Source organism: Planococcus dechangensis, assembly GCF_042654465.1.
Classification (GTDB): domain Bacteria; phylum Bacillota; class Bacilli; order Bacillales_A; family Planococcaceae; genus Planococcus; species Planococcus dechangensis.
Map to the genome: position 1 here is coordinate 347442 of NZ_JBHSGL010000005.1, position 23859 is coordinate 371300.

Below are 23859 nucleotides of genomic sequence, written 5' to 3' on the forward strand. Positions count from 1 at the left end.
GCTTACGATCTTCGCTGTTTCATTCGACTTTTTCGGAACAGCACTAGGCCGAGGATCAACAAAAGGGCCCCGAACACATTCCATGCCACATCATATGGCAACAAGTCGACATTGTACCGGATCTGGTGGGTTCGCAACACTTTATGGTCAATGATGCCGTCAAATAGTTGAAACCCGCCGGCTCCCATGAAAATTGCTGCGATCCAGCGCTGCGTCCACAAGGCATTGCGCCGCCTCAGATCTGCAAACAGGAACAATCCGCCGATCGCCGCAAACCACGCAAATGAGTTCAGTAGGCCATCTGCAAAAATGCCGACCTGCGGTGTCGACAAGTCGTAAAAGTGGTGCCATTGCAGCAACTGGTGGAATATCACTTCATCTACAAATGCAATCACTCCGATGCCGAATAGCAAACCGGACCACATATTGCGTTTTTCAAGCTTCATTTCATCTTTCACTGCGAGTGCGCCTGTTACATTCGCCACTTCATCACCTCTTGGTTTTTAGTTCCCATTGTATGAAGCCTACCCGGGCAATACTTGAGTAAAACAAAAAAAGCCTCTGGCCAGGCTCCTTTACTCGATTTCGATGCGTTTGCCGTTGCCGGATTCCTTTTCCGGCGGTTTTGGTACATCCACATGCAAAACGCCGTCTTTGAAATTCCCTTTAATCGCTTGCTCATCGACATCCCCGATATAAAAGCTGCGCTTGAACGATCCAAAAGAACGCTCTTTGCGAATGTAATGTCCTTCATCTTCTGTCGTTTCCGAACTATGCTCTTTCTTGCCGCTGATCGTCAAATAGCCATCTTTAAAGTCGACGCTAATGTCCTCTTTGGCGAACCCCGGGACATCGGCAACTACTTCATAATGGCCATCGACATCTTTAACATCCACTTGCGGGTAATTGCTTTCTTTGAAGAACCGATCAAAAAAGTCGGAATCCAAATCACTTTGAAATAACTTCGGGAAAAAATCTTCACGTTTTTTTGGCATGAACTTCATTTTTATCCTCCTCCAATTTCGTTGCATATAACGCTATGCAGGACCAGAGACACAAGATAAATATCCGAATATTATATATATTCCGAATTATACAACTTATTGACTATGTGTCAACCCTGATGTGGGATTTATTTTTCTGACAGCTTTTCTGCTGTCCGGCCTTTTGGCGTTTGCAAAGCTTTACGTCTGTATATGTTTGAGAACAGATAATAGCAGGAATACTATACAAAGCATATGTGTACTACTCATAATACATTCCCTGTTATAATAAGAAAATATCAATGGAGGAGATGATAGCGATGGAAATGGGTACAATCAAAGGTTCAAGCATGATGGTAAAAGTTGTGCGTTCATTAATGGAAGAAGGCTGGTCCTTTACACCTGACGAGTTGGACATCATCGTCAGCGCCGAACATCCGGAAACCGGCGAATCCATCTCCTTCACTTCATTCGGGAGCCTGAAAAAGTGGCTCTACGAAAAAGCGCTCAGCTATTGATTAAAAAAGCTGTTCGATCTGCCTTCAATGGCGGATCGAACAGCTTTTTCATTTTCATCTAAACTTGTTCAACTTAACGGAAAGATGGTTTTTTGCATAACGAAGCGTTGATCCCTTGCTTTTGAAGCTCTGACACGATCGCTTCATTGGTTTTTCGGTAGACTTCATACGATTCATTGAGCATTCGCTTTAACTGAGCTAGTTGAGTGTTTTGGCGGTTCATGTCGACACACCTTTCATCGGTTAACTTCAATATCTACTATACAAGGGAACTATGAACAAACTATTAACAAACGGAAAATAATTAAAAAATTTTCTGTCGTTTTGTGCCACGCCTTATGATGCGAGCGATCAGTTAGACAAACGTTTCAAGTAAAAAAGCCGCCTCTTTGGGCGGCTTTTTTACATGCGCAAGCTGATGCCAGGCCCGATCGGAAGACCTGTTAATGCAAAGATGATCATCATGACGACCCACACACCAAAGAAAATGATGCTGTACGGCAGCATTAATGAAATCAATGTGCCGAGCCCGGCCTTTTTATCGTATTCGCGCATAAAGGCGAGCACGATCAATATATACGGGTTGAGAGGCGTGATGATGTTCGTCGAGGAATCCGCGATGCGGAATGCCAATTGAACAAAAGCAGGGTGATAATCCAGCAGCATGAACATCGGGATGAAAATCGGCGCCATCAATGCCCATTGTGCCGAGCCACTGAAAATCAATAAATTCAGCAAGGCAGCGAGAACACTGAACGCCACCATAACCGGCAAGCCGGTCATATTGATGCTCGTCAGAAATTCCGCGCTATTAACTGCCAGCCAAATGCCGAGATTGCTCCAGTTGAAATAGCTGATAAACTGCGCAGCGGCAAAAATCAACACGATATAGCCGGACATATCTTTAATGGCGTCGCTCATGAATCCCGGGATATCTTTTGAACTTTTAATCTTGCCGACGGTTTTTCCATAAGCAACGGCTACTGTAATAAAGAAGAATAAGATAATCGGCACGATGCCTGACAAGAACGGTGAGGGAATAATGCCGCCTTCTTCGTTGCGTACAGGCGACCCGCCCGGCCAGAACACCAGCAACGCAATAAGGCCAATATACACAGCCCCTGCAATAAACGCGTTCACTAATCCTTTGTTTTCTTGTTTTGATACCGGCTCAAAAGTTTTATCAGTTCGTCCTGAATAGGTGCCAAGACGCGGTTCCACCATTTTTTCTGTAATGAGTGCCCCAACGATGGCCATCACCAAGACAGATGCGCTCATGAAATACCAGTTATCGACAGGCGTGACAACAAATGCCTCATCGATTGTTCTGGCCGCTTCGGTTGAAATACCTGACAGCAATGCATCTGTACCCGTGATGAGAATGTTGGCGGTAAAACCAGCGCCGGTTCCTGCAAAACCGGCTGCCAGGCCGGCAAGCGGATGCCTGCCGACTGATACAAAGACCATGGCAGCCAGCGGCGGAACTAAAATGAATGCAGCATCAGAAGCCAAGTTGCCCATGATTCCTGTAAAGATGACAGCATACGTAATTAGTGACTTGGGTGCATTTAAAATGGATTTCTTAATGGCTGTTTCCATCAGGCCAACGCGTTCGGCCAGCCCGATTCCGAGCATCATGACCAATACCAGCCCGAGCGGAGCAAATCCTGTAAAGTTATTGATGGTTTCAGCGAGAATATAGCGGATCCCTTCGCCGGAAACAAGGCTGAGGATGGCTAATTCTTCACCTGTACCTGGATGGACCACTGTGGTGCCAAGACTGCTGACCAACCATGAAAGCAATACGACAAAAATCGCTAAGTATACAAAAATAAAGAATGGATCGGGCAACCGATTGCCCCATTTTTCAATAAAATTCAAAAACCCCTTTTTATCTTGCTGCTCTACTGGTGATGTCATGCCCATTCCTCCCTTATTGTTTGCGGGTGCCCAAAAGCAAGCGGTATATTTTACGCGGTCGGCCGCGCCTGCCTGATTCCTCTCCTGCCACTTCCGCCACGCCGACGCTTTCCAGCTCCGTCAAAATCCGGCGCGCATTGCGTTCTGTGCTATTCATCCATTGAGACAGTTCCAAAGCGGTGACTTCTTCTTTTGCATAATGGCGGGATAAGGATTCAATCTTTGCGATGACGGTCTGGCTGATGGAAGCATCTTTCAGCGCTTCCTGCCAGTTGGCTTCACTGCTGCGCCGGCTATACCGGATTCTGCCGACCGTCGCATTAATTTCCGTCACCCTGCCGTCCTCATCGATATTGATGACTACGCCGCTGTCTTTTTCTCTGGCGTAATCGAGTGCGAGTCGCACGTTCTGTTCGGATTCCGTGACGGTTCTTCCAAAGCCGATGCCGATACGGACATGCATATTGCTGTTAGCGAATATTTCCTCGCGCAATTCCTCGGAACTATGGGATTTCGAGTAGAGCTCCAATTCACCTCGTGTGGTGTAGATGAAATAAACGCCATTCCCCATGCCGACCTTGGATCCTTTAATTTTTTCGGCAAAATCAATTAGCACACGGTTCATCGCCAATTCCTGGCGTTCGATTTTAAACGGCGTCTTGCGTTGCTGGGCTTGGCTTGGATAAAGGATTTCGATCCCGATCATGGCCAGTTGCTTCATGCGGTACAGGTCGGACAAGCTTCTTTCTTTGATAACGGAGATGGCACGATGCGCTGCCAGCTCTGAAACGCTGATGCGATAAACAGGAACACCTTTTGCTTTTAATCCATTATAAGCAGCATGGACACATGTGAGCGCCGCTTCGATGGCGCCTGTCCGGTAAAGCGTTTCGTGGTAGTCAATCAATTCTTCGGCTGGAATATAGCCCAATTCTGGCGCGGTGTAGATCTCCAGTTTCTCCAAATCGAAGTCTTTCAGCATTTTCAACACCTCGCTGCGCGGAACTGAATCAACGCTGATGCTCGATAAAACTTTCCCTTCCTGCATGAACGCATCGAGCATCGTGCCGAGCAGGCTCGAGCCATGCAATAGGATATAGTCTGCGTGATTGGCATCGATCAATTTCTCTTTCAATGCAAAATGGTATGGCGCCGGCCCGGAAAACAGCCAGTGGTTGATCCGCGAAGAATGTTCTGTGATGATGCGTTTCGTTTCTTCAGTATGCTGGTATATGAATGGAATCAATTCAATGCCTTCTAGCCCGCTTGCGGCTTTCATTGTTTCGTTGACAGAATCGTTCGGCCCGATCAATCCGACTCTAACCTTTTCTGGCATCTTGAGTCGCCTCCACCAGGAACCTCGCCAACAGTTCGACGCCCATTTTCAAATCATCCGGTGTCGCGTATTCATCCGGGTGGTGGCTCAACCCATCTTTGCAAGGAATGAATATCAAGCCGCTCGGCCAAACTTGCGCCATATTCATGACGTCATGACCGGCGCCACTATCCATGCGGTGCGCCAAATATGCTTCGTGATCTCCCGCTTCATTTAACGAATTCGCCACTTTCTCATCAAGTGCGATCGATGGGTTGTCGACCAGTACATCGACGGCAATGGTCACTCTGAACGCGTCTTCGATCCGTTTGCATTCGGTTCGGATTGCATCAGCCATCTTCATCTTCAAGGCATCGTCCACACTGCGTATATCAATGCCCGCCGTCACCGACTGCGGGATGACGTTCATTGAATTCGGCGAGGCGACCAGTTTGCTGACCGTCGCTACAAGCGCCGTTTCATAGGCATCGTTTAATTGCAGCGCCGTTTCGCGGACAAACGAAATCAATGGTGCCACAGCAACCAGTGCATCTTGCCGCTGGTCCATCGGCGTCGTTCCCGTATGTCCTGCTTTTCCCGCAATCGTCACGGAAAGGCGGATCGGGCAAGCGACAGCTTGGACGACGCCATAATTTTTATGGTGCTGGATAATGCGCAAGCCTTGTTCGATATGCAGCTCCACAAAGCATTTTAATTGTTCTGTCTTGCGTTTTGCGGCTACCATGTCTTGCCAGTTATATCCTTGGCTCAGAACTGCTTGTTCGATTGTGATGCCATCTTGATCTTCGAGTGACCCAATTGCCGGATCCAATAAGCCGCTCATCGCTTTGCTGCCCAGCGTCGAAACGCCAAAACGCGACGATTCCTCAGCACGGAAACAAATGACTTCGATCGGACGCTCCGGGCGATAATCCGCTTCCTTCAATAATTTCACCGCCCCGAGGCCGCAGACGACACCTGCAGCTCCATCAAACGCTCCGCCATTCGGCACGGTATCCAAATGGGAACCAGTCGCAACAGCAGCAGCGCCGCCTTCCACTTCCCAACGCGCCAGCACATTTCCCGCGGCGTCTTCTGTCACCTGCAATCCCAATTCCTCGGCTATCGCTTTAAAAACCGCGATTGCTGCCGTTTCTTCATCCGTATAGCCTTCCCGCGTAAAACCCTCGGGCCTAACCAAAGTGTCGCTCATATTTAAACGCATTAACTGTTCAATCAGCCAGTTTTTCACGGGCATCCCCCTCTTTCAACAAATAATCCGTCGTCCGGATCAATGTCTCCAATCCAGCCAATAGTGCCTTTTCCTCATAATCAAAGAGTGGATGATGATGTCCAGCTGTCAATGGGCTGGCGAAAATCATGAATGTTGCCTGGCCACCCTTGTCACGCACCCGTTCAATCATATACGTGACGTCTTCCGAGGCGCCGATCGGCAGTTGCGGCACGATTTTTAGCGACTCAGACGATGCACAAGCCTGTTCTATAATTGCCCCAAATTCCAAATCCGCTTCGGCGGTAATCGCTTTTCCCATATGGGTCAGTTCAAGCTCGACATCGTACAGCAATGCACTAGCTTGCAGGATGCGCAAGGCATGTTGTTCCATATAAGCATTCAACTCGTTGGTCTCGCCGCGCGTTTCAATTTCCATCCGCGCTGCTTCGGCGATGATATTGCGTCCGCTCCCGGCATGCAAAGTGCCAACATTGACCCGCGTCGCGCCGTCTTTATGGCGCGATATGCTGTGCAAATGCAGAGTGGCAGATGCCGCGGCGAGCAGCGCATTGCGTCCTTCATTCGGTTCGAGTCCTGAATGTGCCGATTTTCCTGTGAATGTGGCATTGATTTTGGAACTGGCCAAAAACTTTGACGCGGCTGCGGCGATGGTGCCTGATTGTTCCGGATGAATGCCGACATGGCCGCTGAGGAAATAATCCGCATCGTCGAGCCATCCTTTTTCGACCATCGCTTTTGCACCCCGTCCGCCTTCTTCAGCCGGCTGGAACAGCAACGTGTATTTGCCGCTTAACTGATCTTTGCGATCCGTTAAATATTCGGCAAATCCAAGGCCGATCGCTACATGGCCATCGTGTCCACAAGCATGCATCACACCCGGAGCTCCAGAGCGAAACCCTTCATCTGCTGGCACGTGCTGAGGATCCATCGATTCTTCAATCGGCAATCCATCGATATCGAAACGGTAGGCAAAATGCGGCCCCGGCTTGCCGGTCTCGAGCACTGCGACGAGCCCAGTATGGCCGCCCTTCATTTTTTCAAGGAAGGCATCCGGGATGCCATCCGCTTGCGCGCGTTGCTCGTTCGCTTCTAGCACATGCTCATCCGGCACGCCCATCCGCTCGCTGCTTACCAATACATCCTCGCCTACATAAAGTTTAAAACCTTTGCCGTTCAAATTTTCATGCAATTCGTAAGTCGTCACGTATTCTGTAAAACCGACCTCCGGGTATTGATGGCGCTTGCGCCTTTCACCAACAACAAAAGGTTCGATTTCTTCCATAAATCGATCAATAGAGTCTCCCACTATGCCCACTCCTGTCCATTTAATTCCTCAAGCACATCCAATGCCGCTTGCGCCATCACTTGCGTTCCGATCGGCAACGCCTGCTCGTCAATGACAAAGCCCGGGTCATGCAGTGGTTTTTGATTTTCGCCTATCGATGTGCCCAGCCAATAATAGACTCCTTCGTACTTTTGTAGAAAACGGCCGAAATCTTCTCCCGCCATGCTGCCGATGACTTCCGGGATACCGTTCTCCCCAAGTGTGCCTCTAGCTGATTCACGAACGACTTCAGCCCAGCGTCTTGTGTTGATCGTCGCAGGATAGCCATCTGAATACTGGATCTCGCAACTTCCTCCCATCATCTCGGCAGTTCCTTGGACAACTTCATGGAAACGCTTTTTCAGCAGTTTTTTCGTGTCATCCGACAGCGAACGAATCGTGCCTTCTAGTACAACCATGTCCGCGACGACATTATAGCGGTAGCCGCCTGAAATCTTGCCGATGGTAATGACGCCTGAATCCATCGGGTTGGCATTGCGGCTGATGATGGTCTGAATCGCTGACATAACCTGGTTGGCGATGATGATCGCATCGACTGTCTGATGTGGCATGGATGCGTGTCCACCAGATCCATGGATGGTCACTTCAAAACGGTCTGAATTGCCCATAATGGCGCCATCAATGATCCCCACTTGTCCTGCTGGCAATCCCGGCCAGACATGTTGGGCTAATAAGACGTCGGGTGTGTATTTATCGAAAACACCGTCTTCCATCATCTGTTCTGAACCACCTGTCGGCGCGTTTTCCTCTGCAGGCTGAAAAATGAGCAAAACAGTTCCAGCAATGTCGCTTTTTTGGGCCTGGAGCAGTTTGCCGACGCCGAGCAGCATCGCCGTATGTGCATCGTGTCCGCAGGCATGCATTTTGCCATCCACTTTTGACCTAAACGGAACGTCTGCTTTTTCCAAAATGGGCAATGCGTCAATATCTGCTCGCAATCCGACCGTTTTTCCCGGTTTTTCGCCCTCGATCACAGCCAAGATGCCAGTTTTCGCATAGCCGGTAAAATAGGTAATACCGTATTCGTCCAATTTTGCTTGAATTTTTTTTGACGTTTCCACTTCTTCTCCGCTCAATTCAGGGTGCTCGTGCAACTCTCGACGGAATGCGCGGACCTCTTCGAACAATTCTTGTGCTTGTTCTTTCATTGAAGCTCACCTGCTTTCTAAGAATTAAGGAAATAAACCCTAATACTTCCGTTAATAAAAAGTGTACCGAACTTGATGTGCAATTACTACCCTCATTTTGATTTTTCTGAACTTTTGTGCATAAAAATAAGCCCGGAATAATTTCCGGGCCGCTCTTGAATATGTTTAAGTAGCAATGAAACCATATAAAATATCCATCACATATACATGGCATCTAATTGTTTTTTGCGTGTTTCCAAGGTCGAAAATAGCTCCAGTTCATGGACTTCATTGTATTTGCTGCCGACCCCCTTCATATAAGCGGCCAGTTCATCGAATAAATCTTGGTAGACTTCAACGAATGAATCATCTGTCAAATCTCGGACCATCTGCAAGTGATCTTCCACCTTTTCCTCTTCACCTGCTAGCTTCAGGACATACAATTCACTTAATGCGTGGACCAAATGGCGGAAGGTTCCGTCGATGTAAAGCTCAGAAAAGCTTTGCTCTTTTTTCGCCAAAACAAACGGCAAACTGCGCAGAAATGCATCGGCTTCCCCGTCCATTCGGCGGATTGTTGCGCTATGGACTTGGCAAAAAAACGTTTGCCAACAAAGATAAGATTCACTTTTGTTTAATTCGTTCCATTCGGCATGTCGCTGAATATCCAAGTTCTGCTTGAAATGCTCTATCGCCTGACCGAGAGCGTACGCAATCAATGGAACTGTGTTTTCCTCCGATACTTCAATGCCGATAATGCTCTTGACACCAAATGGATGATGAATCGCTTTTTTTCCATCAAATTCATCGTCGATGACCCCGTATTCAGTAAATATTGTATGGCTAAAATCTTTTCGATCGCTAAAGAAAATTAAAATCTCGATTTTATCCTTAAAATTAAAAGTCTTATAAGCAGTTTTGGCCTTTTTTACCATTACTGGAATGTTAAAATCGGCCCCTTCATCAATTAAACTGATATAGCGGATGCCCCGCTCCGTAGTTTTCAATTGTTTGTGCTCCTTTTGTTTATGACCATCTTTTTACAATCGCCTAATGTTTGACAATATTTATCTATTCACAATCATTATAGGAAACTTCCTTTCAAGATTACAAGCGAGAACATATTCCAGAATCACAGAAAAACCGAATATATCCAAGGAAGTTTGTTCAGAAACTGTCTTAGCCGCACATATTCAGGCTTTTCATTATTTATCTCACCATCACGCCGGTCCCCATAGAAAAAAAGCTCTTTGACTCACCTATTTCTCTTCTTTATCCTGTTTTTTCGTGTTTCACGTATTTAGCGCCGATAAATCAGAACGTTCCTGTAAAATTACGTAATAATCAGTCAAATCGAATTTGGCGATGCCGGACGCTTTCTTTTTTTCAATACCCATGAAAGCGCTTTAACAAAACTGTGGCACAATTTCGGATGGCTGCATTGAAATTAATCGAATGAGATCCAAAAAGGAGAGGTTCATATGACTGAAACAACAAAAGGTTTAGAAGGTGTAGTCGCCACACAATCGGCGATCAGCTCGATCATCGATGATACACTTACATACGTCGGCTACGATATCGATGACTTGGCGGATAACGCCAGTTTCGAAGAAGTGATCTATCTTCTATGGCATCAGCGTTTGCCGAAAGCGGACGAACTGGCCGAGTTGAAACAGCAGCTTGCCGACAACATGGCGGTGCCGCAAGCGGTGCTCGACCACTTTAAGACATACGACATCAAACACGTCCATCCGATGGCGGCACTGCGTACAGCTGTGTCGATGCTCGGCCTATTCGACGAAGAAGCCGAAGTGATGGAACCCGCGGCAAACTACCGCAAAGCGATCAAGATCCAGGCGAAGATCTCGACGCTGGTGACGGCATTCGGCCGCATCCGCGCCGGCAAAGAGCCGATTCAACCGAAATCGGACTTGAGCTTCGCGGCGAACTTCCTGAATATGCTGTCCGGCGAACTGCCGGAAGACATCGAAGTCGAAGCATTCAACAAAGCGCTCGTCTTGCATGCCGACCACGAACTGAACGCTTCGACGTTCACGGCACGCGTAGCCGTTGCGACCTTGTCTGACGTCTACTCCGGTGTGACGGCAGCCATCGGCGCCTTGAAAGGCCCGCTTCACGGAGGCGCCAACGAGCAAGTGATGAAGATGCTCACAGAGATTGGGTCGGTCGACAACGTCGAGCCGTACATCACGGAAAAGCTGGCCAACAAAGAAAAAATCATGGGCTTCGGCCACCGCGTCTACCGCAAGGGCGACCCGCGAGCCAAGCATTTGCGCGAAATGTCGCAAAAGCTGACCGAACTGCGCGGCGAACCGAAATGGTACGAGATGTCCATCAAGATCGACGAGCTCGTCACGGGTGCCAAACCGCTTCCGCCGAACGTCGATTTCTACTCGGCATCGGTCTACCATTCCTTGAACATCGAGCATGACCTGTTCACGCCGATCTTCGCGGTATCGCGTGCGTCAGGCTGGCTCGCGCATATTTTGGAGCAATATTCCGACAACCGCCTGATCCGCCCACGTGCCGAGTATATCGGGCCGGGCATGCAAACTTATGTACCAGTAGAACAGCGCTAACTCCACCTGATATCGCTTGAGCCGAAACCCGTCATAGGGGATCCGGCTCAAGTTTTTTATTTCCAGCTTATTAATCCCCTTTCCTTGTTTCCCGGTTTTTCAACGCGGTATAATGACACCAAAGGACAAAGCTCCAACCAGCTTACGACAGGAGGCGCTCTCATGAAGACGCAAAGCTCGAACAGCGGATGGAATCTGCGCAACACCTATGCACAACTTCCGAAAACATTATATGCACCAATGCAAGCCAACCCCGTCGCATCTCCTCAACTGCTTATGTTAAACGAGGAGCTTGCCGTCTCACTTGGGTTTGACACGGACAAACTCCGGACATCAGAGGCGCTGCAGATTTTTGCGGGCAACCAATTTCCCGATGGAAGCCTCCCTCTTGCACAAGCCTATGCCGGACATCAATTCGGCCAATTCACGATGCTTGGCGACGGTCGGGCTATTTTAATCGGAGAACAGCAAACACCGACTGGCGAATTATTCGATATCCAGTTAAAAGGCGCAGGCCTCACTCCGTTTTCACGCGGCGGTGACGGACGGGCGGCAGTAGGCCCGATGCTGCGGGAATATATTATCAGTGAAGGCATGCACGCACTCGGAATTCCCACCAGCCGCAGCCTGGCTGTGGTGTTGACAGGCGAAAAGATCCAGCGGCACTCGGCAGAGCCCGGCGCCATTTTAACGCGCGTTGCATCAAGCCATATTCGGGTCGGCACTTTTCAATACACCGCAAAATACCGATCGGTAGACGATTTACGCGCACTTGCGGATTACACGATCCAACGGCATTTCCCCGATATTCAGGACAATGATTATATCGAGTTATTCCGCCGCGCCGCGAAAAAACAAGCGGCACTTATCGCTAAATGGCAACTCAGCGGATTTGTCCATGGCGTCATGAACACCGACAATATGGCCATCAGCGGCGAAACGATCGATTATGGCCCTTGTGCATTTTTAGATCATTACGATGCACAGGCGGTATTTAGTTCCATTGATGCAGGCGGCCGCTATGCCTACCGCAACCAGCCATTGATTGGCGGATGGAACTTAGCGCGCTTTGCAGAATCCCTATTTCCTTTGCTCGATGATATGCCAGAACAGCAGGCACTTTCTGTTATGCAACAGTCTTTAGAAGAATATGTTATTCAGCAAAAAGACTATTTCGAAAAAGGCATGCGTGAGAAGCTTGGCTTATTCACGGAACAACCGGAAGATGCAAAGTTGATCAATGAATTGCTCGATCTGATGCAAAGTACACACGCAGACTACACCAATACGTTCCGTGCACTCACATTCGACGAAGTGACAGAACCGAATTTAACGGGGGCAGCATTCGACAACTGGCGCGAGAAATGGACGGCCCGTCAACAGCAGGAAGGCCGTTCGGCAAATGACAGCCTGGATTTGATGAAGAGCCGAAACCCGGCAGTCATTCCAAGGAACCATCGGGTTGAAGCTGCGATTGCCGCAGCTGAACAAGGGGATTACAGCGTCACTGAAAAATTATTGTCAATACTTAAGAACCCTTATGCCCATTCAGCTGAACAACAAGATTTCGCGGCACCTCCGCCCCCTTCAACACCGCCTTACCGCACATTTTGCGGCACATAAAAAGCTCTGCGGGAAAACTCGCAGAGCTTTTTTCTTCACATCGTTATTCACTTTAATATCTATTCATTTTTATTCATGAATAAAATTATTCAATTGAATAATTATTCAAATCACAACTCTGTAACGCTTACCATTTTCACTTCGCTCATTCTGAATTGGAAAAAGGTGTTTTTTTCGCCAGTGAATTCCAACATGCTGTCAGAGTCCAGTCCACTAGCTGCTTCTTTCGGGCTTCCGGCTTCGACAACGATTGCTGCTTCTACTCCGCTCCCTAAATGATAAACGACGCGGTACTTTTTAGTTTGTGCCATGATTGGTTTCCTCCTAAAAATAAGTGACTCTTCTTCTTTACCCGCTCCCGCAGTGAATATGCTTATTAGGCGACAAGTTCACTGGATTGCCAAAAAATCAAAAAGCCTTTACTTCATGGAGCCATTGCTCTAGACTAGAGCCATCGGGTCAACCCGACACTAAAAAAGCATAGCGTTTTCTGCACTAGGGGTGCATATTTTGCTGAGATGAGAGCTTTTGCTCCGATCCCTTATGACTCGAACAGGTTAGGACCTGCGTGAGGAAGTGTAGTGACTTTCCAAAACAAAACCTTTTAATGATTTGGGACAGTGGCTGCATCTTCACGGATGCGGCTTTTTTTGTGCACATTTTTAGGAGGAATTTTTTATGGAACCCATTTTTTGCGGCACGAGCCCCATTGTCGGCTTTCGTTTTTCGATGCATCCGATGAGCGACAACTTTATCCGAATTCTTAAAACTGCCTTGGCCGAGACGGATACATCGAATGTCTGGATGCAAACGGATGATGTGTCGACTGTCATACGCGGCAAACAGCATCATGTTTTCAATGTCGCCAAGGCACTGGTGCTGCATGCAGCGAAAACAAAAGAGCATATTGCGCTATCCGGTACATTTTCAATCGGCTGTCCAGGAGATTCGGCTGGAGACAATTATTTAGAAGTCGAAGACGAACTGGCAAATACCGATCCTGCTTCTCAATATGTATCGTCTCAATTTGCGCTTTATCCAATGAATAACCCGGACTATATGGCGGTCATCTATCGGGAAGTTGAACGCGCAAAAGCACACGGGGTCTGGAACGATTCGATGCATTACGCAAGCGGCATCCACGGCGACATTCATGAGGTATTCAAGTTCTATGAAGAAAGTTTCACCCAAGCCCGCACCGACGAACACCCTCACCTCGTCATGACGGTCTCGATGAGCATCAACAGCCCTTCGCATATAGGTGGCCAGCATGCTTAAATCATGGAAATTAAAGGAAATCGTCCTCATGTCCTTGTTCGGTGTCGTCTTCGGCATTATTTATTTGGTGTTTCTCCACATTGGCAATATTTGGGCCGGCGTCATCGGCCCGCTCGCTTATGAATGGATGTTTGGCATCTGGTTTATCGTTTCGATCATCTGCATGTACATCATCCGCAAACCCGGAGCTGCCCTCTTGCCGGAAACTTTGGCTGCGACCATTGAAGTGATGCTTGGCAACGCGGTCGGCCCGCGCCTCATTTTATCCGGCATTATCCAAGGCCTGGGCGCGGAAGCCGCCTTCGCACTGACGCGCTACCGTCATTTCCATATCGGGGTTTTGATGCTTGCTGGCGCTTTAGCTGGTGTGTTCAGTTTTGTCTATGGCTATTTTCTATCCGGCTATGCGGCGCTTGATCCATCGTTTGTCGCGCTAATGTTCACATTGCGAGTGATGAGCGGCGCTATCATTGCGGGAATCGGCGGGAAATACATCGCGGATGGCTTGCTTGCAACCGGCTCGCTGAGGGGTTATGCAATTGCCCGGACGGAAAAGAGCGATGCCGGTGCGTAGCCAAGCTTTTGCACTGGAAGATTACAGCTTCTGCTATCCAGATACTCAACAGGCGACTTTAAACCATTTAACATTATCCATCGAACAAGGCCAGCGTGTCGTCATCACAGGACCGAGCGGATGCGGAAAATCGTCCTTGCTTTATTTATTGAACCGATTGTACCCAGCAAATTGCGACGGCATCGTGTCGGGCTCACTCGATATATACGGCAAACAGTCCGATCGTTATGAAGCGGGGGAAATCAACAAAACGATCGCCACCGTTTTTCAGGATCCGGACGCCCAGTTTTGCATGCCGACAGTGGAAGAAGAACTGGCCTTCACTTTGGAAAATCTTCATACACCGCGTGAAGACATGCAATATCGCATTGATGCCATCTTATCGAAGACAGGGTTAGTGGAATATCGAAAACGTATCATCCAAACTTTATCAGGCGGATGGAAGCAACGTGTTGCGACAGCCTGTGCATTGATTATGGAACCGAAATGTTTGCTTTTGGATGAACCGCTCACTCATTTGGACCCTGTCACTGCAATGGAATTCGTGTCATGGCTCGATGCTTTACAGGCCGAGCATCAGCTCACTGTCGTCGCTATCGAACATAAACTGGAGCTATGGGGTGCTTTTTTCGACCGTGAAATCGCGCTGACAAAGGATGGCACCATCGGCAAGGACGCAGCATTCGACGCAAAATCGCCGACTTTTTTCACACGGCGCAAACGCTCGATTCGTCAAGACACATTATTAGCCGCAGAGCAATTGACAGTTTCAAAAAATGGGATCCGGCTGATCAGCGACATCTCTCTGGCACTGATAAGCGGTCAAGTCACGGTCGTTGCTGGCCCGAACGGCAGCGGCAAGTCGACTTTATTGAAAGCATTGTGCGGCATTTACAAACCTTTTACAGGGTCTCTGCGAGGAAAGCCGGCAGGTTACGTGCCGCAATCTCCAGAGCAATTGTTTCTCACGACAACCGTGGAGGACGAATTGGCCTTTTCCGGCAAATCGTCGCCCGCAGAAATCAAGCGGTTGCTGGACGGTCTTTTCCTTCAGCAAATCGCTTACGCCCATCCATTCTCTATTAGCCACGGCCAAAAGCGCCGCGTCGCAACAGGTGCGATGGTGGCCGATAAACGCAAAGTACTGCTGCTCGATGAACCGACTGCAGGACAGGACGAACAATCGTTGAAAGAACTTTATGAACTTATCGATGCTCACGCTCAGGAGGGCTGCGCTATTGTGATCGTCACACATGACATGAATTTTGCCTCGAGCGTTGCTGATTCCATCCTACTCATGAAAGCCGGGTCACTGACGGGCATATTTGATCCGGCATTGCTGTGGGGAAATGATGAATTATTGCAAGAGCACCGCCTGCTCGCGCCGAAAGGAACAAAAGCTTATGCGCCAGCTTTTGCATAATATGAATCCGTCGTTGAAGTTTCTGGCAGTAACGGTGTCTATGATTGTGTTGGCGTTTTTCTTCAATCCATGGACACCGCTGTTGTTTCTCCTTAGCGTGATTGTTTTGCAATTATTGTTCAGCCGCATCAACTGGAAACTTTGGACGTTGTTCATGCTGCCGTTTTTCTTTGGCGCTTTCGGCTATTTCTGGACCACTTTGGCATTCGGTGCAGATACCGGCGGACCGGTTTTGTGGAGCTACGGATTTATCGAAATAACCGAACAAAATTGGGTACATGCCTGGTCACTTTCACTGCGTGTGTTGGCTTTTTCCAGTTTATCCTTATTGTTCGCCTTGACGACGGATCCTGTGCGTTTTATCCAAAGTTTGATGCAGCAGTGCAAACTGTCTCCGAAGCTTGCTTATAGCATAATGGTCAGCTATCAGTTTTTACCGGTGTTGAAAACAGAATTGGAACAAATCCAGCAAGCACACCGTTTACGGGGAGCCGAAATCGACAAGCATTGGTGGAACCGCCTAGCTGCCTTACGGCGTCTGTTCATTCCCATTCTCGCCGGCGCTGTGCGTAAAGCAGAGCGAGCAGCATTCGCTATGGAAGCGCGTGGATTTACCGGGGAGCCGCGAAGCTCTTTTTACGAGGAACTGTCGATTACCCGCTCCGATTATGTAATGACTGGGAGCATCGCCGTGATATTGGCGCTTTGCTGCAGCATTGGCGTGCTTGTTTTCTAATAGCAAAACCCGTCTATAGACTGCAACTTTCGTGCAGTCATAGGACGGTTTTTGTTTACATAATAAAATTATGAAAAAATCGGGAACCTTAAGAGTTTCCGATTTTTCCGTATGTGATTTCGTCTTCATCTTGCACATTGACGCCGTTTTTCACATGGACAACCGTCCGCAAGATCAACTTGGCATTCGGATTTTCCAGCTCCCAGCGTTCGTCCGGTACGATTTCAAACTGCTGCATCACTGTATTTTTTGATTTGACAGAGCCGGCAAATTCAAGGCTTTGCTTTGCTACCGGTGTTTCATAGAAATCGAAATCGCTGTCTTCCCGGTAATCTTCTACTAAGCGGAGTACTAGCAACTCGATATACTCGATTTCCTGGTCTCCGCTGCCTCCGTCCAAATAGACCGTGCCGTTCAAGGTCTCTCCTTCTTCCAAATGCGGCCTTTCCACTACCGTATCCACTTTAATCGAACCGATGCCGATCGAAGATAAAAAATCTTTGAATTTCATATAATTCGATACCCCCAGCTTAAGATAATTTTCCATTGCATGAAATCACGATGTTAAAGTTCAGTGTAATCGAATTGCTTGTCCAAATCCGTCTCATAGCGATTATAGCGCCGTTTGAACAGTTTATACAAATGGCTGACAATAACACGCAGCAACGCATACATCGGGATGCCTAGAATGACACCGACGACCCCGAACAAGGAGCCAGCCGTCAACAACACGAAAATAATCGTTACCGGATGGATGTACATCGTTTTTCCCATCACTTGAGGAGAAATCAAATTGCCTTCCACAAGCTGTACAACGGTCCAGACGATCGCCAGTTTTACCAGCATGAATGGTGATGTGACGAGTGCGATAATTGCAGCCGGAGTTATGGCGATCGCCGGCCCGATATACGGTACGATGCTCGTCACCATCGCCAGCGCGCCGAGTAATAATGCATAATCCATGCCGATGATCAAGAAGCCGATATATACCATGACCCCAATGCAAAATGCAACGATCAGCTGCCCTTGTATATAAGCCCCCAATTGCTGGTCTGCTTCTTGCAGCACTTCTTTTGTATCTTCTCGAAACCTTGGCGGCAATAGCTTCAGGAAATACCCTGGCAGCTTATCGCCATCTTTCAACAAATAAAAAAGGATGAACGGCACGATGACAATGGACAAGATAACACCCGTAACTGCAGAAATCCAACCTGTTACCCGTGAAATGATGCCTGCTACGGTGTCCTGCAGCGTTTCTGCAATATTCGTCGGCAAAGTAGCGATCAGCGCTTCGATATTGAAATTTGATTCCGTATAATAATCCCCGATAAAGGATGTTCGGAGGAATTGATCGATGTTATTCAATAAACGCATGAAATAATCCGGAAACTCCTCGATCAAATTCTGGAACTGCTCCCTTAAAAACGGGAATACCAACACACTCAACAAAGTCAATAAGCCGATGCCGCCAAGAAAAATGATGAGTATCCCCCATATTCTCGATATTTTAAAACGTTCGAGCAAACGCAGCACCGGCCGCAGCAAATAATAAAAAATCAGCGCAAGGACGACCGGCAAAACGACCGTTTTCATAAAGACACTAAGGGGATTGAAGATGAAGGAAACTTCACGGAAAATGAATACGACAAAGCCGATCATCAACAGCACAAGTAAAGTATAGAGTGTATTGCGTCCGCCGAGAAAGCGGATGTAATTTGTCGCGAAAAACTGCGGTCTATTGTCGTCAGGCTGCATGGCGATCCCCTTCTTTTATCAGGTGTCAGCTTCTATCCATATTTTATCATATTATCTGACAAATTAGTCGAGTGGCTGAGACAAAAATTCCTCAAGAGCCTGGCGATTACGCTCTAAATCCAGCTCCAGAACCGCTCCGGCATGCGAGTAATTGGCGTCTGTATAGCCGCCTTCAATAGGAATCGTCAGGCGTTCGATTTCACTGCCCCCTCCTCTGGCCAGCTGCGTCCCCAATTTGATTTGGTCGACCAAAGCCATATCCGTTTGAACATAAGCTTGTGCCGCTCCGGCAAGCTTCGGTAATTTCGGAATAGCAGATACGCTGATCAGTTCGTCTTTTAACGCCGCAAGCACTTGCTGTTGACGGCGCACCCGCCCAAAATCGCCTTCTGAGTCTGCGCGGAACCTAGCATAGCCAAGCAACTCCTGGCCATTTAAATTTTGCACGCCCGGCATTAAAGTGACGCCGATTTTTTCGGACATTTCTTTTTCAACATCGATTTCCACACCACCCGGCGCTGCAATGTCCACTAATGTTTCAAAGCTGGTGAAATCAATGAGTGCATAATTATGGATCTTAACGCCGAACATCTCTCGAATCGTCTCACCAAGCAGTTCCACTCCGCCTAAATAATAAGCGGTATTCAATTTATAGGATTGATAACCAGGAATGTCAGCATAAATATCCCGCATCAATGAGGTAATCTTGACTTCATTATTTTCCCGGTCATGCGTCACCAGCATCATTGTATCCGTACGTGATTGTGCTTCGCCGCGCGAGTCGACGCCAAGCACCAATATGTTTTGAAAGCCGCTGTTATTTGCATCGCCTGTGAATTCTTCTGGCTCGATTTCGGTTTCTCCTGCAATATTCTGCCCTTGTTGAAACTGGATAAAGAAATAAATTCCCGCTCCGAGCAGCAGCACAATCAGCAATAAAAGTATCTTGCCTCTAGGACGGAACCGTTTGCGTTTCCGGCCCTGTCTCGTTTCGTATTGTTGTTCCATGATGGTTACATTCCTTTCTAAGCTGTCAACTTGATAAGACGCATTGGCACCTCGTTAGGTTTCCGCCATGCTAGTACGTATCTATTGTCTAGCAGATGTCATAATGGTAAAATTTTTCTTATTCTCAGGATATACGCCAAGACCTATTTGCTTGCCTTAACAGACCTAATGACAGTTGATTAGCAGCAAATTCCGATAGACGCAGCCTGATGTAATAACTAGGGAGGTATTTAAATGACTGAAAAAGCGACATTTGCAGGGGGCTGTTTCTGGTGTATGGTCAAACCGTTCGACCAGTTTGACGGCATCGAACAAATCATCTCAGGCTATACCGGAGGCCATTTGGCAAATCCGTCTTATGAACAAGTAAAAAGCGGCCACTCGGGCCATTTAGAAGCAGTGGAGATCACTTTTGATCCAGCAGTGTTCACTTATGAGCAATTGCTCGAGATCTTCTGGCAGCAAATCGACCCGACTGACAACGAGGGTCAATTCCAAGATCGCGGCCCTTCTTATCAACCGGCGATTTTTGTCCATAACGACCGGCAACGTAAACTTGCCGAAGCATCCAAAGTTGATCTTGCCGACAGCGGCCGTTTCGATAAACCGATTGTCACCAAAATCTTGGATGCCCAAGTCTTCTATCCTGCAGAAGATTATCACCAGGACTTTTACAAAAAAAACCCCGAACATTATTTAAAGGACCGCAAAGCTTCCGGACGTGATGAATTTTTGGATGCCGCGTGGAACAAAGCCGACGCATGATGCGCCGGCTTTTTTATTGCCGATTTTATTCCCTGCATTTTTCCATTGACAGATTATTCGGTTAGTTTAAAATCAGAATACGCGGGCTTTTTCTGTAAAATAGTGCGACTTGGGAGGCATTTTTATGCAATGGCTCAATATATTTGATATTACGATTGTACAATTGATTATTATACCAACTGTTATTATCACTTTCGCCGTATTTTTCGCGAAAATAACTGGCCGGATTTTCATCGGTCCGCTGCTGACGCTAATATTTTCACTCGAAATCAATTATTGGTATTTTTCCATGTCGTTTCCCGGTGCCGATGTTTCAGCGATGCTTGTCGCAACATGGGCGATCCTGTTTCCTCTGCTATCGCTCTATTTTTCTTGGATTGCGGTGGCAAAGCCTTCTTAAATAGGATATCAAGCGTTCTTTTGAAGCAAATGCGCAAAGACGATCATTAAAGCGATAAATGCTAAGAACATGAGTAAAGTAATATCGTGGTTGCCTGTCTGGTCATAGATCAAGCCGATGATGAAAGGCATAAACGCGGAAATCAAATAGCCGCCTGATTGAGTCATGGCAGCCCAACTATTCGCTTCATCTGCAGAATCGGTCGCGTCAAGCGGCATGAGCAAGGCAATCGGGAACAATCCGCCGAGCGCGACACCGATCATGGCAGCTGCTGGCCAAACTGTCCACGTTGCGGCATACATGAGCAAGAGGATGCCGGCAACCGCAAATCCTAAAACAATCAATACCCACACAAAACGGTTTGGAAAGCGCCCGAACAGCATCGGTATCGAAATATTGCAGACAATCTGCACAGCAGTCATCAAAGTGACCACTCCCCCTGCCGCAAGAACGGTCATGCCTTTGTCAATCGCAATCGGCGCGAGCCACGTGAGCATCGAGAAGAATAATGCGGATTGAAATCCGAAAAACAAAAGCATATACCATGCTTTTCGGTTTTTCCAAGGACTCCCGCTAAGCGGCAGAACCTCTTTCGTGTGTTGCGGCGCTGCAGGGTTACTTGTTGGCATGCGGACCCACACTATGATCGCGAGCAATGCCAGCGCAGACCATACCGCAAGCCCTATCGGCCATCCAGAGTTTGCGTAGACAACACTTGTCAAACCGGCAGCCAGTGTTGCGCCGAGTCCCATGCCGAATGAATAAACGCCGATCAGAGATGCTGTGCGAAACGGAAAGTCCCGTTTGATCATAGCCGAAAGCATCGGGCCGATGATGGCAATCGCGATGCCGATAAAAAATGAACTGATCAAAAGGCTCGCGTATGTCGGCCAAAAACCACGCGTTAGCGTGAAAAGCCCAATAACGGCAAGTAAAAAACCAATTGATGGCTTTAAGCCAAAGCGGCGATTGAAAACGATGGCTGCTGGCGCGAAAAGGCCCATGCAAAGTACTGGAACTGCAGTTAATAAACTCACTTGCCCGTTCGTAAGCAGAAGATCTGTTCGGATCGGCTCGAGCATCGGCCCGATCGACGAGATGGCCGGACGCAAATTGAGTGCCACTAATAATATCGCGAAAATGGTCCAAGTGACCGCTCGCTGGTCCACGGTGTTGTTCATGCCCTCTCTCCTTCTTCCCTCTACACCAAACTTGTGTTCCTTTAGCCGTTTCCATTAAAATCAAGTTAGGAAAGGCGGGTTGCAAGATGAAGCTCATAAATTGGAGCTACGCAAAACGGTATAACATAAAAGCGACATTTGATGAGTTTCCCCACGTCGTTGTGCTATTCCGCCAAATCGGCGGCTATTATTTTATTTATTCAATGAAAGGCCTGACGCCCGAGCATGTTCCGGGCAGGCGGGAATATGTTCAAATGGAATATCTTCTTAATAAGGAACTGGGCCAATTGGAAGCCTATTTAAAAAGAAAAAGTCGATAACGGCCTCTTTCAACAGTTTAGCTGACAAGACCTTAGAACGCTACCGGTTTTAGGTCAATTCGTGTTATACTAGTCATATTGTGAATTTTAGGAGGACGAATATTAATGATAGCAGTAAATGATGTATCTTTGCGTTTTGGCGACCGTAAATTATTTGAAGATGTCAACATCCAGTTCAACCCAGGCAATTGCTACGGATTGATCGGGGCCAATGGTGCCGGCAAATCGACGTTTATCAAAATTCTTTCCGGTGAACTTGAAGCTCAATCGGGAAATGTCTATATGGGATCAGGCGAACGGCTTGCGGTATTGAAGCAAAACCACTTTGAATACGAAGAGCATGCAGTTCTCGAGACCGTCATCATGGGCCATAAAAAGTTATATGAAGTCATGTCCGAGAAAAATGCCATCTACATGAAAGAAGACTTCTCTGACGAGGACGGTATGCGCGCTGCAGAACTTGAAGGCGAATTTGCGGAACTGAACGGTTGGGAAGCTGAATCCGAAGCTGCCATCTTGCTTCAAGGCCTTGGAATTTCCGAACAGCTCCACGATAAAAAAATGGCTGAACTATCAGGCTCCGATAAAGTGAAAGTGCTTTTGGCGCAAGCGTTATTTGGAAAACCTGATGTATTACTACTAGATGAGCCGACTAACCATTTGGACTTAAAAGCGATCCAATGGTTGGAAGAATTTCTCATTAATTTTGACAACACTGTCATTGTCGTATCGCATGACCGCCATTTCCTGAACAAGGTATGTACACATATCGCTGACCTTGATTTCGGTAAAATCCAGCTATATGTCGGCAACTATGATTTCTGGTATGAATCCAGCCAATTGGCAACCCGCCTAGCGTCTGACCAGAACTCGAAAAAAGAAGAAAAAATCAAAGAACTCCAAGCGTTTATCGCCCGTTTCTCTGCCAACGCATCAAAGTCCAAGCAGGCAACGTCACGGAAGAAAATGCTCGATAAAATCGAGCTGGATGATATCCGCCCTTCATCACGCAAATATCCATTCGTCAACTTCACCATCGGCCGTGAAATCGGCAATGATGTTTTGACGGTGAAAGATGTCAGCCAAACGGTGGATGGCAAACAATTATTGAACAATGTCAGCTTTAACTTGAATAAAGACGATAAAATCGTTCTGATCGGCGACCCGCTTGCCAAATCTGCCCTTCTGCGTATTCTGGCCGAAGAAGACGAACCGGCATCCGGTTCAGCTCGCTGGGGTGTCACCACTTCACGCGCTTACTTGCCGATCGACAATACCAAATATTTTGAAGGCACGGAAACATCACTCGTCGATTGGCTTCGCCAATATTCACCTGATGACGAAAGCGAAACGTTCCTTCGCGGATTCCTGGGCAGAATGTTGTTCTCCGGCGAAGAAGTGAAAAAGAAGCCTTCTGTTTTGTCCGGCGGTGAAAAAGTCCGTTGCATGTTGTCCAAAATGATGTTGGCTCATGCCAATGTTCTCTTGCTCGATGAACCGACCAACCACTTGGATCTAGAATCGATTCAAGCCTTGAATAACGGCATGATCGCCTTCAAAGGTGCTATGGTCTTCACTTCACATGACCATCAGTTTATCCAGACCGTTGCAAACCGCGTGATTGAAATCCGTGAAGATGGCTCAATTCTAGACAAGCAACTTACTTACGATGAATACCTTGAATGGAAAGATGCACAAGGCATCGCTAACTGATCCCGCTAAAAACCCCTGCA

General features: G+C 47.6%; 25 protein-coding genes and 1 riboswitch. Of the genes, 11 read left to right on the forward strand and 14 right to left on the reverse strand.

What is annotated here, in order from left to right; genetic code table 11:
* Nucleotides 1-2: 2 nt before the first annotated feature.
* Entirely contained in the window at nucleotides 3-446 is a 444-nt protein-coding gene (locus ACFO5U_RS04790; protein WP_377279460.1) for a DUF2243 domain-containing protein, read from the reverse strand.
* A 129-nt stretch (nucleotides 447-575) separates the two neighbouring features.
* Nucleotides 576-1004, reverse strand: coding sequence for an Hsp20/alpha crystallin family protein (locus ACFO5U_RS04795; RefSeq protein WP_377277162.1), 429 nt, complete (start codon nucleotides 1002-1004; stop codon nucleotides 576-578).
* Nucleotides 1005-1303: 299 nt separating this feature from the next.
* On the opposite strand from ACFO5U_RS04795, the gene ACFO5U_RS04800 reads away from it, so the two are divergent.
* On the forward strand, nucleotides 1304-1501 hold the full coding sequence (locus tag ACFO5U_RS04800) for a hypothetical protein (RefSeq protein ID WP_377277163.1): 198 nt from the start codon (nucleotides 1304-1306) through the stop codon (nucleotides 1499-1501).
* 73 nt (nucleotides 1502-1574) lie between these two features.
* Here ACFO5U_RS04800 and ACFO5U_RS04805 read toward each other — a convergent pair whose 3' ends face one another.
* From ACFO5U_RS04805 to ACFO5U_RS04835, 7 genes are all read right to left on the reverse strand, one after another.
* On the reverse strand, nucleotides 1575-1724 hold the full coding sequence (locus tag ACFO5U_RS04805) for a hypothetical protein (protein WP_377277165.1): 150 nt from the start codon (nucleotides 1722-1724) through the stop codon (nucleotides 1575-1577).
* Between the two features lie 179 nt (nucleotides 1725-1903).
* The gene (locus ACFO5U_RS04810) at nucleotides 1904-3421 is read right to left on the reverse strand and encodes an AbgT family transporter (protein ID WP_377277166.1); all 1518 of its coding nucleotides are present in this window, start codon (nucleotides 3419-3421) and stop codon (nucleotides 1904-1906) included.
* Between the two features lie 13 nt (nucleotides 3422-3434).
* Complete coding sequence (locus tag ACFO5U_RS04815) at nucleotides 3435-4757, reverse strand: helix-turn-helix domain-containing protein (RefSeq protein ID WP_377277167.1); 1323 nt, start codon at nucleotides 4755-4757, stop codon at nucleotides 3435-3437.
* Nucleotides 4741-5988, reverse strand: a complete 1248-nt coding sequence (locus ACFO5U_RS04820) for a M20 family metallo-hydrolase (protein ID WP_377277169.1) — start codon at nucleotides 5986-5988, stop codon at nucleotides 4741-4743. The genes ACFO5U_RS04815 and ACFO5U_RS04820 overlap by 17 nt, the downstream gene beginning before the upstream one ends.
* Nucleotides 5969-7297: an amidohydrolase gene (locus tag ACFO5U_RS04825; protein ID WP_377277170.1), complete on the reverse strand. Its 1329-nt coding sequence runs from the start codon at nucleotides 7295-7297 to the stop codon at nucleotides 5969-5971. Before ACFO5U_RS04825 ends, ACFO5U_RS04820 begins: the two co-directional genes overlap by 20 nt.
* Nucleotides 7297-8484: a M20 metallopeptidase family protein gene (locus ACFO5U_RS04830; RefSeq protein WP_377277172.1), complete on the reverse strand. Its 1188-nt coding sequence runs from the start codon at nucleotides 8482-8484 to the stop codon at nucleotides 7297-7299. Before ACFO5U_RS04830 ends, ACFO5U_RS04825 begins: the two co-directional genes overlap by 1 nt.
* 197 nt (nucleotides 8485-8681) lie before the next feature.
* Nucleotides 8682-9470, reverse strand: coding sequence for a hypothetical protein (locus tag ACFO5U_RS04835; protein WP_377277174.1), 789 nt, complete (start codon nucleotides 9468-9470; stop codon nucleotides 8682-8684).
* Between the two features lie 474 nt (nucleotides 9471-9944).
* On the opposite strand from ACFO5U_RS04835, the gene citZ reads away from it, so the two are divergent.
* Both citZ and ACFO5U_RS04845 read left to right on the forward strand, forming a co-directional pair.
* Entirely contained in the window at nucleotides 9945-11063 is a 1119-nt protein-coding gene (citZ, locus tag ACFO5U_RS04840; RefSeq protein ID WP_377277176.1) for a citrate synthase, read from the forward strand.
* Between the two features lie 162 nt (nucleotides 11064-11225).
* Entirely contained in the window at nucleotides 11226-12686 is a 1461-nt protein-coding gene (locus ACFO5U_RS04845) for a protein adenylyltransferase SelO (RefSeq protein ID WP_377277178.1), read from the forward strand.
* A gap of 110 nt (nucleotides 12687-12796) precedes the next feature.
* On the opposite strand, the gene ACFO5U_RS04850 is transcribed toward ACFO5U_RS04845, so the two are convergent.
* Nucleotides 12797-12997, reverse strand: a complete 201-nt coding sequence (locus tag ACFO5U_RS04850) for a hypothetical protein (protein WP_377277179.1) — start codon at nucleotides 12995-12997, stop codon at nucleotides 12797-12799.
* A 176-nt stretch (nucleotides 12998-13173) separates the two neighbouring features.
* Nucleotides 13174-13278, forward strand: a riboswitch (TPP riboswitch).
* 86 nt (nucleotides 13279-13364) lie between these two features.
* Here ACFO5U_RS04850 and ACFO5U_RS04855 point away from each other — a divergent pair.
* Genes ACFO5U_RS04855 through ACFO5U_RS04870 form a run of 4 tightly spaced genes read left to right on the forward strand, consistent with a single transcriptional unit; the run spans nucleotide 13365 to nucleotide 16697 of the window.
* Nucleotides 13365-13964 (forward strand): YkoF family thiamine/hydroxymethylpyrimidine-binding protein, encoded by a 600-nt coding sequence (locus ACFO5U_RS04855; protein WP_377277181.1) that lies wholly within the window; start codon nucleotides 13365-13367, stop codon nucleotides 13962-13964.
* On the forward strand, nucleotides 13957-14538 hold the full coding sequence (locus ACFO5U_RS04860; protein WP_377277183.1) for an ECF transporter S component: 582 nt from the start codon (nucleotides 13957-13959) through the stop codon (nucleotides 14536-14538). Before ACFO5U_RS04855 ends, ACFO5U_RS04860 begins: the two co-directional genes overlap by 8 nt.
* On the forward strand, nucleotides 14504-15961 hold the full coding sequence (locus tag ACFO5U_RS04865) for an ABC transporter ATP-binding protein (protein WP_377277184.1): 1458 nt from the start codon (nucleotides 14504-14506) through the stop codon (nucleotides 15959-15961). The genes ACFO5U_RS04860 and ACFO5U_RS04865 overlap by 35 nt, the downstream gene beginning before the upstream one ends.
* The gene (locus ACFO5U_RS04870) at nucleotides 15942-16697 is read left to right on the forward strand and encodes an energy-coupling factor transporter transmembrane component T family protein (RefSeq protein WP_377277185.1); all 756 of its coding nucleotides are present in this window, start codon (nucleotides 15942-15944) and stop codon (nucleotides 16695-16697) included. Before ACFO5U_RS04865 ends, ACFO5U_RS04870 begins: the two co-directional genes overlap by 20 nt.
* A gap of 88 nt (nucleotides 16698-16785) precedes the next feature.
* Here the strand turns inward: ACFO5U_RS04870 and ACFO5U_RS04875 are convergent, their stop codons facing one another.
* The 3 genes from ACFO5U_RS04875 to ACFO5U_RS04885 all read right to left on the reverse strand — a co-directional run bounded on the left by ACFO5U_RS04875 (nucleotide 16786) and on the right by ACFO5U_RS04885 (nucleotide 19460).
* Complete coding sequence (locus ACFO5U_RS04875; protein WP_377277187.1) at nucleotides 16786-17208, reverse strand: sporulation protein; 423 nt, start codon at nucleotides 17206-17208, stop codon at nucleotides 16786-16788.
* 53 nt (nucleotides 17209-17261) lie between these two features.
* On the reverse strand, nucleotides 17262-18452 hold the full coding sequence (locus ACFO5U_RS04880) for an AI-2E family transporter (protein WP_377277189.1): 1191 nt from the start codon (nucleotides 18450-18452) through the stop codon (nucleotides 17262-17264).
* 63 nt (nucleotides 18453-18515) lie between these two features.
* A complete protein-coding gene (locus ACFO5U_RS04885) occupies nucleotides 18516-19460 on the reverse strand; it encodes an LCP family protein (RefSeq protein WP_377277191.1) in 945 nt (314 codons plus the stop codon).
* A 234-nt stretch (nucleotides 19461-19694) separates the two neighbouring features.
* On the opposite strand from ACFO5U_RS04885, the gene msrA reads away from it, so the two are divergent.
* Nucleotides 19695-20225: a peptide-methionine (S)-S-oxide reductase MsrA gene (gene msrA / locus ACFO5U_RS04890; RefSeq protein ID WP_377277193.1), complete on the forward strand. Its 531-nt coding sequence runs from the start codon at nucleotides 19695-19697 to the stop codon at nucleotides 20223-20225.
* 124 nt (nucleotides 20226-20349) lie between these two features.
* The gene (locus ACFO5U_RS04895; RefSeq protein ID WP_377277195.1) at nucleotides 20350-20625 is read left to right on the forward strand and encodes a hypothetical protein; all 276 of its coding nucleotides are present in this window, start codon (nucleotides 20350-20352) and stop codon (nucleotides 20623-20625) included.
* Between the two features lie 8 nt (nucleotides 20626-20633).
* Here ACFO5U_RS04895 and ACFO5U_RS04900 read toward each other — a convergent pair whose 3' ends face one another.
* On the reverse strand, nucleotides 20634-21806 hold the full coding sequence (locus ACFO5U_RS04900; protein WP_377277197.1) for an MFS transporter: 1173 nt from the start codon (nucleotides 21804-21806) through the stop codon (nucleotides 20634-20636).
* A gap of 86 nt (nucleotides 21807-21892) precedes the next feature.
* Here ACFO5U_RS04900 and ACFO5U_RS04905 point away from each other — a divergent pair, with 86 nt between their 5' ends.
* Nucleotides 21893-22126 carry a hypothetical protein gene (locus ACFO5U_RS04905; protein ID WP_377277199.1) on the forward strand — a complete coding sequence of 78 codons (234 nt, stop codon included), beginning with the start codon at nucleotides 21893-21895 and terminating at the stop codon, nucleotides 22124-22126.
* Nucleotides 22127-22231: 105 nt separating this feature from the next.
* On the forward strand, nucleotides 22232-23839 hold the full coding sequence (locus ACFO5U_RS04910) for an ABC-F family ATP-binding cassette domain-containing protein (RefSeq protein ID WP_377277201.1): 1608 nt from the start codon (nucleotides 22232-22234) through the stop codon (nucleotides 23837-23839).
* Nucleotides 23840-23859 lie beyond the last annotated feature (20 nt).

What these genes read in the sequence shown, in the direction of transcription:
- ACFO5U_RS04790 (WP_377279460.1), bottom strand. Translation starts at nt 446, where the DNA reads ATGAAGCTTGAAAAACGCAATATGTGGTCCGGTTTGCTATTCGGCATC.
- ACFO5U_RS04795 (WP_377277162.1), bottom strand. Translation starts at nt 1,004, where the DNA reads ATGAAGTTCATGCCAAAAAAACGTGAAGATTTTTTCCCGAAGTTATTT.
- ACFO5U_RS04800 (WP_377277163.1), top strand. Translation starts at nt 1,304, where the DNA reads ATGGAAATGGGTACAATCAAAGGTTCAAGCATGATGGTAAAAGTTGTG.
- ACFO5U_RS04805 (WP_377277165.1), bottom strand. Translation starts at nt 1,724, where the DNA reads ATGAACCGCCAAAACACTCAACTAGCTCAGTTAAAGCGAATGCTCAAT.
- ACFO5U_RS04810 (WP_377277166.1), bottom strand. Translation starts at nt 3,421, where the DNA reads ATGACATCACCAGTAGAGCAGCAAGATAAAAAGGGGTTTTTGAATTTT.
- ACFO5U_RS04815 (WP_377277167.1), bottom strand. Translation starts at nt 4,757, where the DNA reads ATGCCAGAAAAGGTTAGAGTCGGATTGATCGGGCCGAACGATTCTGTC.
- ACFO5U_RS04830 (WP_377277172.1), bottom strand. Translation starts at nt 8,484, where the DNA reads ATGAAAGAACAAGCACAAGAATTGTTCGAAGAGGTCCGCGCATTCCGT.
- citZ (WP_377277176.1), top strand. Translation starts at nt 9,945, where the DNA reads ATGACTGAAACAACAAAAGGTTTAGAAGGTGTAGTCGCCACACAATCG.
- ACFO5U_RS04845 (WP_377277178.1), top strand. Translation starts at nt 11,226, where the DNA reads ATGAAGACGCAAAGCTCGAACAGCGGATGGAATCTGCGCAACACCTAT.
- ACFO5U_RS04850 (WP_377277179.1), bottom strand. Translation starts at nt 12,997, where the DNA reads ATGGCACAAACTAAAAAGTACCGCGTCGTTTATCATTTAGGGAGCGGA.
- ACFO5U_RS04855 (WP_377277181.1), top strand. Translation starts at nt 13,365, where the DNA reads ATGGAACCCATTTTTTGCGGCACGAGCCCCATTGTCGGCTTTCGTTTT.
- ACFO5U_RS04860 (WP_377277183.1), top strand. Translation starts at nt 13,957, where the DNA reads ATGCTTAAATCATGGAAATTAAAGGAAATCGTCCTCATGTCCTTGTTC.
- ACFO5U_RS04870 (WP_377277185.1), top strand. Translation starts at nt 15,942, where the DNA reads ATGCGCCAGCTTTTGCATAATATGAATCCGTCGTTGAAGTTTCTGGCA.
- ACFO5U_RS04875 (WP_377277187.1), bottom strand. Translation starts at nt 17,208, where the DNA reads ATGAAATTCAAAGATTTTTTATCTTCGATCGGCATCGGTTCGATTAAA.
- ACFO5U_RS04880 (WP_377277189.1), bottom strand. Translation starts at nt 18,452, where the DNA reads ATGCAGCCTGACGACAATAGACCGCAGTTTTTCGCGACAAATTACATC.
- ACFO5U_RS04885 (WP_377277191.1), bottom strand. Translation starts at nt 19,460, where the DNA reads ATGGAACAACAATACGAAACGAGACAGGGCCGGAAACGCAAACGGTTC.
- msrA (WP_377277193.1), top strand. Translation starts at nt 19,695, where the DNA reads ATGACTGAAAAAGCGACATTTGCAGGGGGCTGTTTCTGGTGTATGGTC.
- ACFO5U_RS04895 (WP_377277195.1), top strand. Translation starts at nt 20,350, where the DNA reads ATGCAATGGCTCAATATATTTGATATTACGATTGTACAATTGATTATT.
- ACFO5U_RS04900 (WP_377277197.1), bottom strand. Translation starts at nt 21,806, where the DNA reads ATGAACAACACCGTGGACCAGCGAGCGGTCACTTGGACCATTTTCGCG.
- ACFO5U_RS04905 (WP_377277199.1), top strand. Translation starts at nt 21,893, where the DNA reads ATGAAGCTCATAAATTGGAGCTACGCAAAACGGTATAACATAAAAGCG.
- ACFO5U_RS04910 (WP_377277201.1), top strand. Translation starts at nt 22,232, where the DNA reads ATGATAGCAGTAAATGATGTATCTTTGCGTTTTGGCGACCGTAAATTA.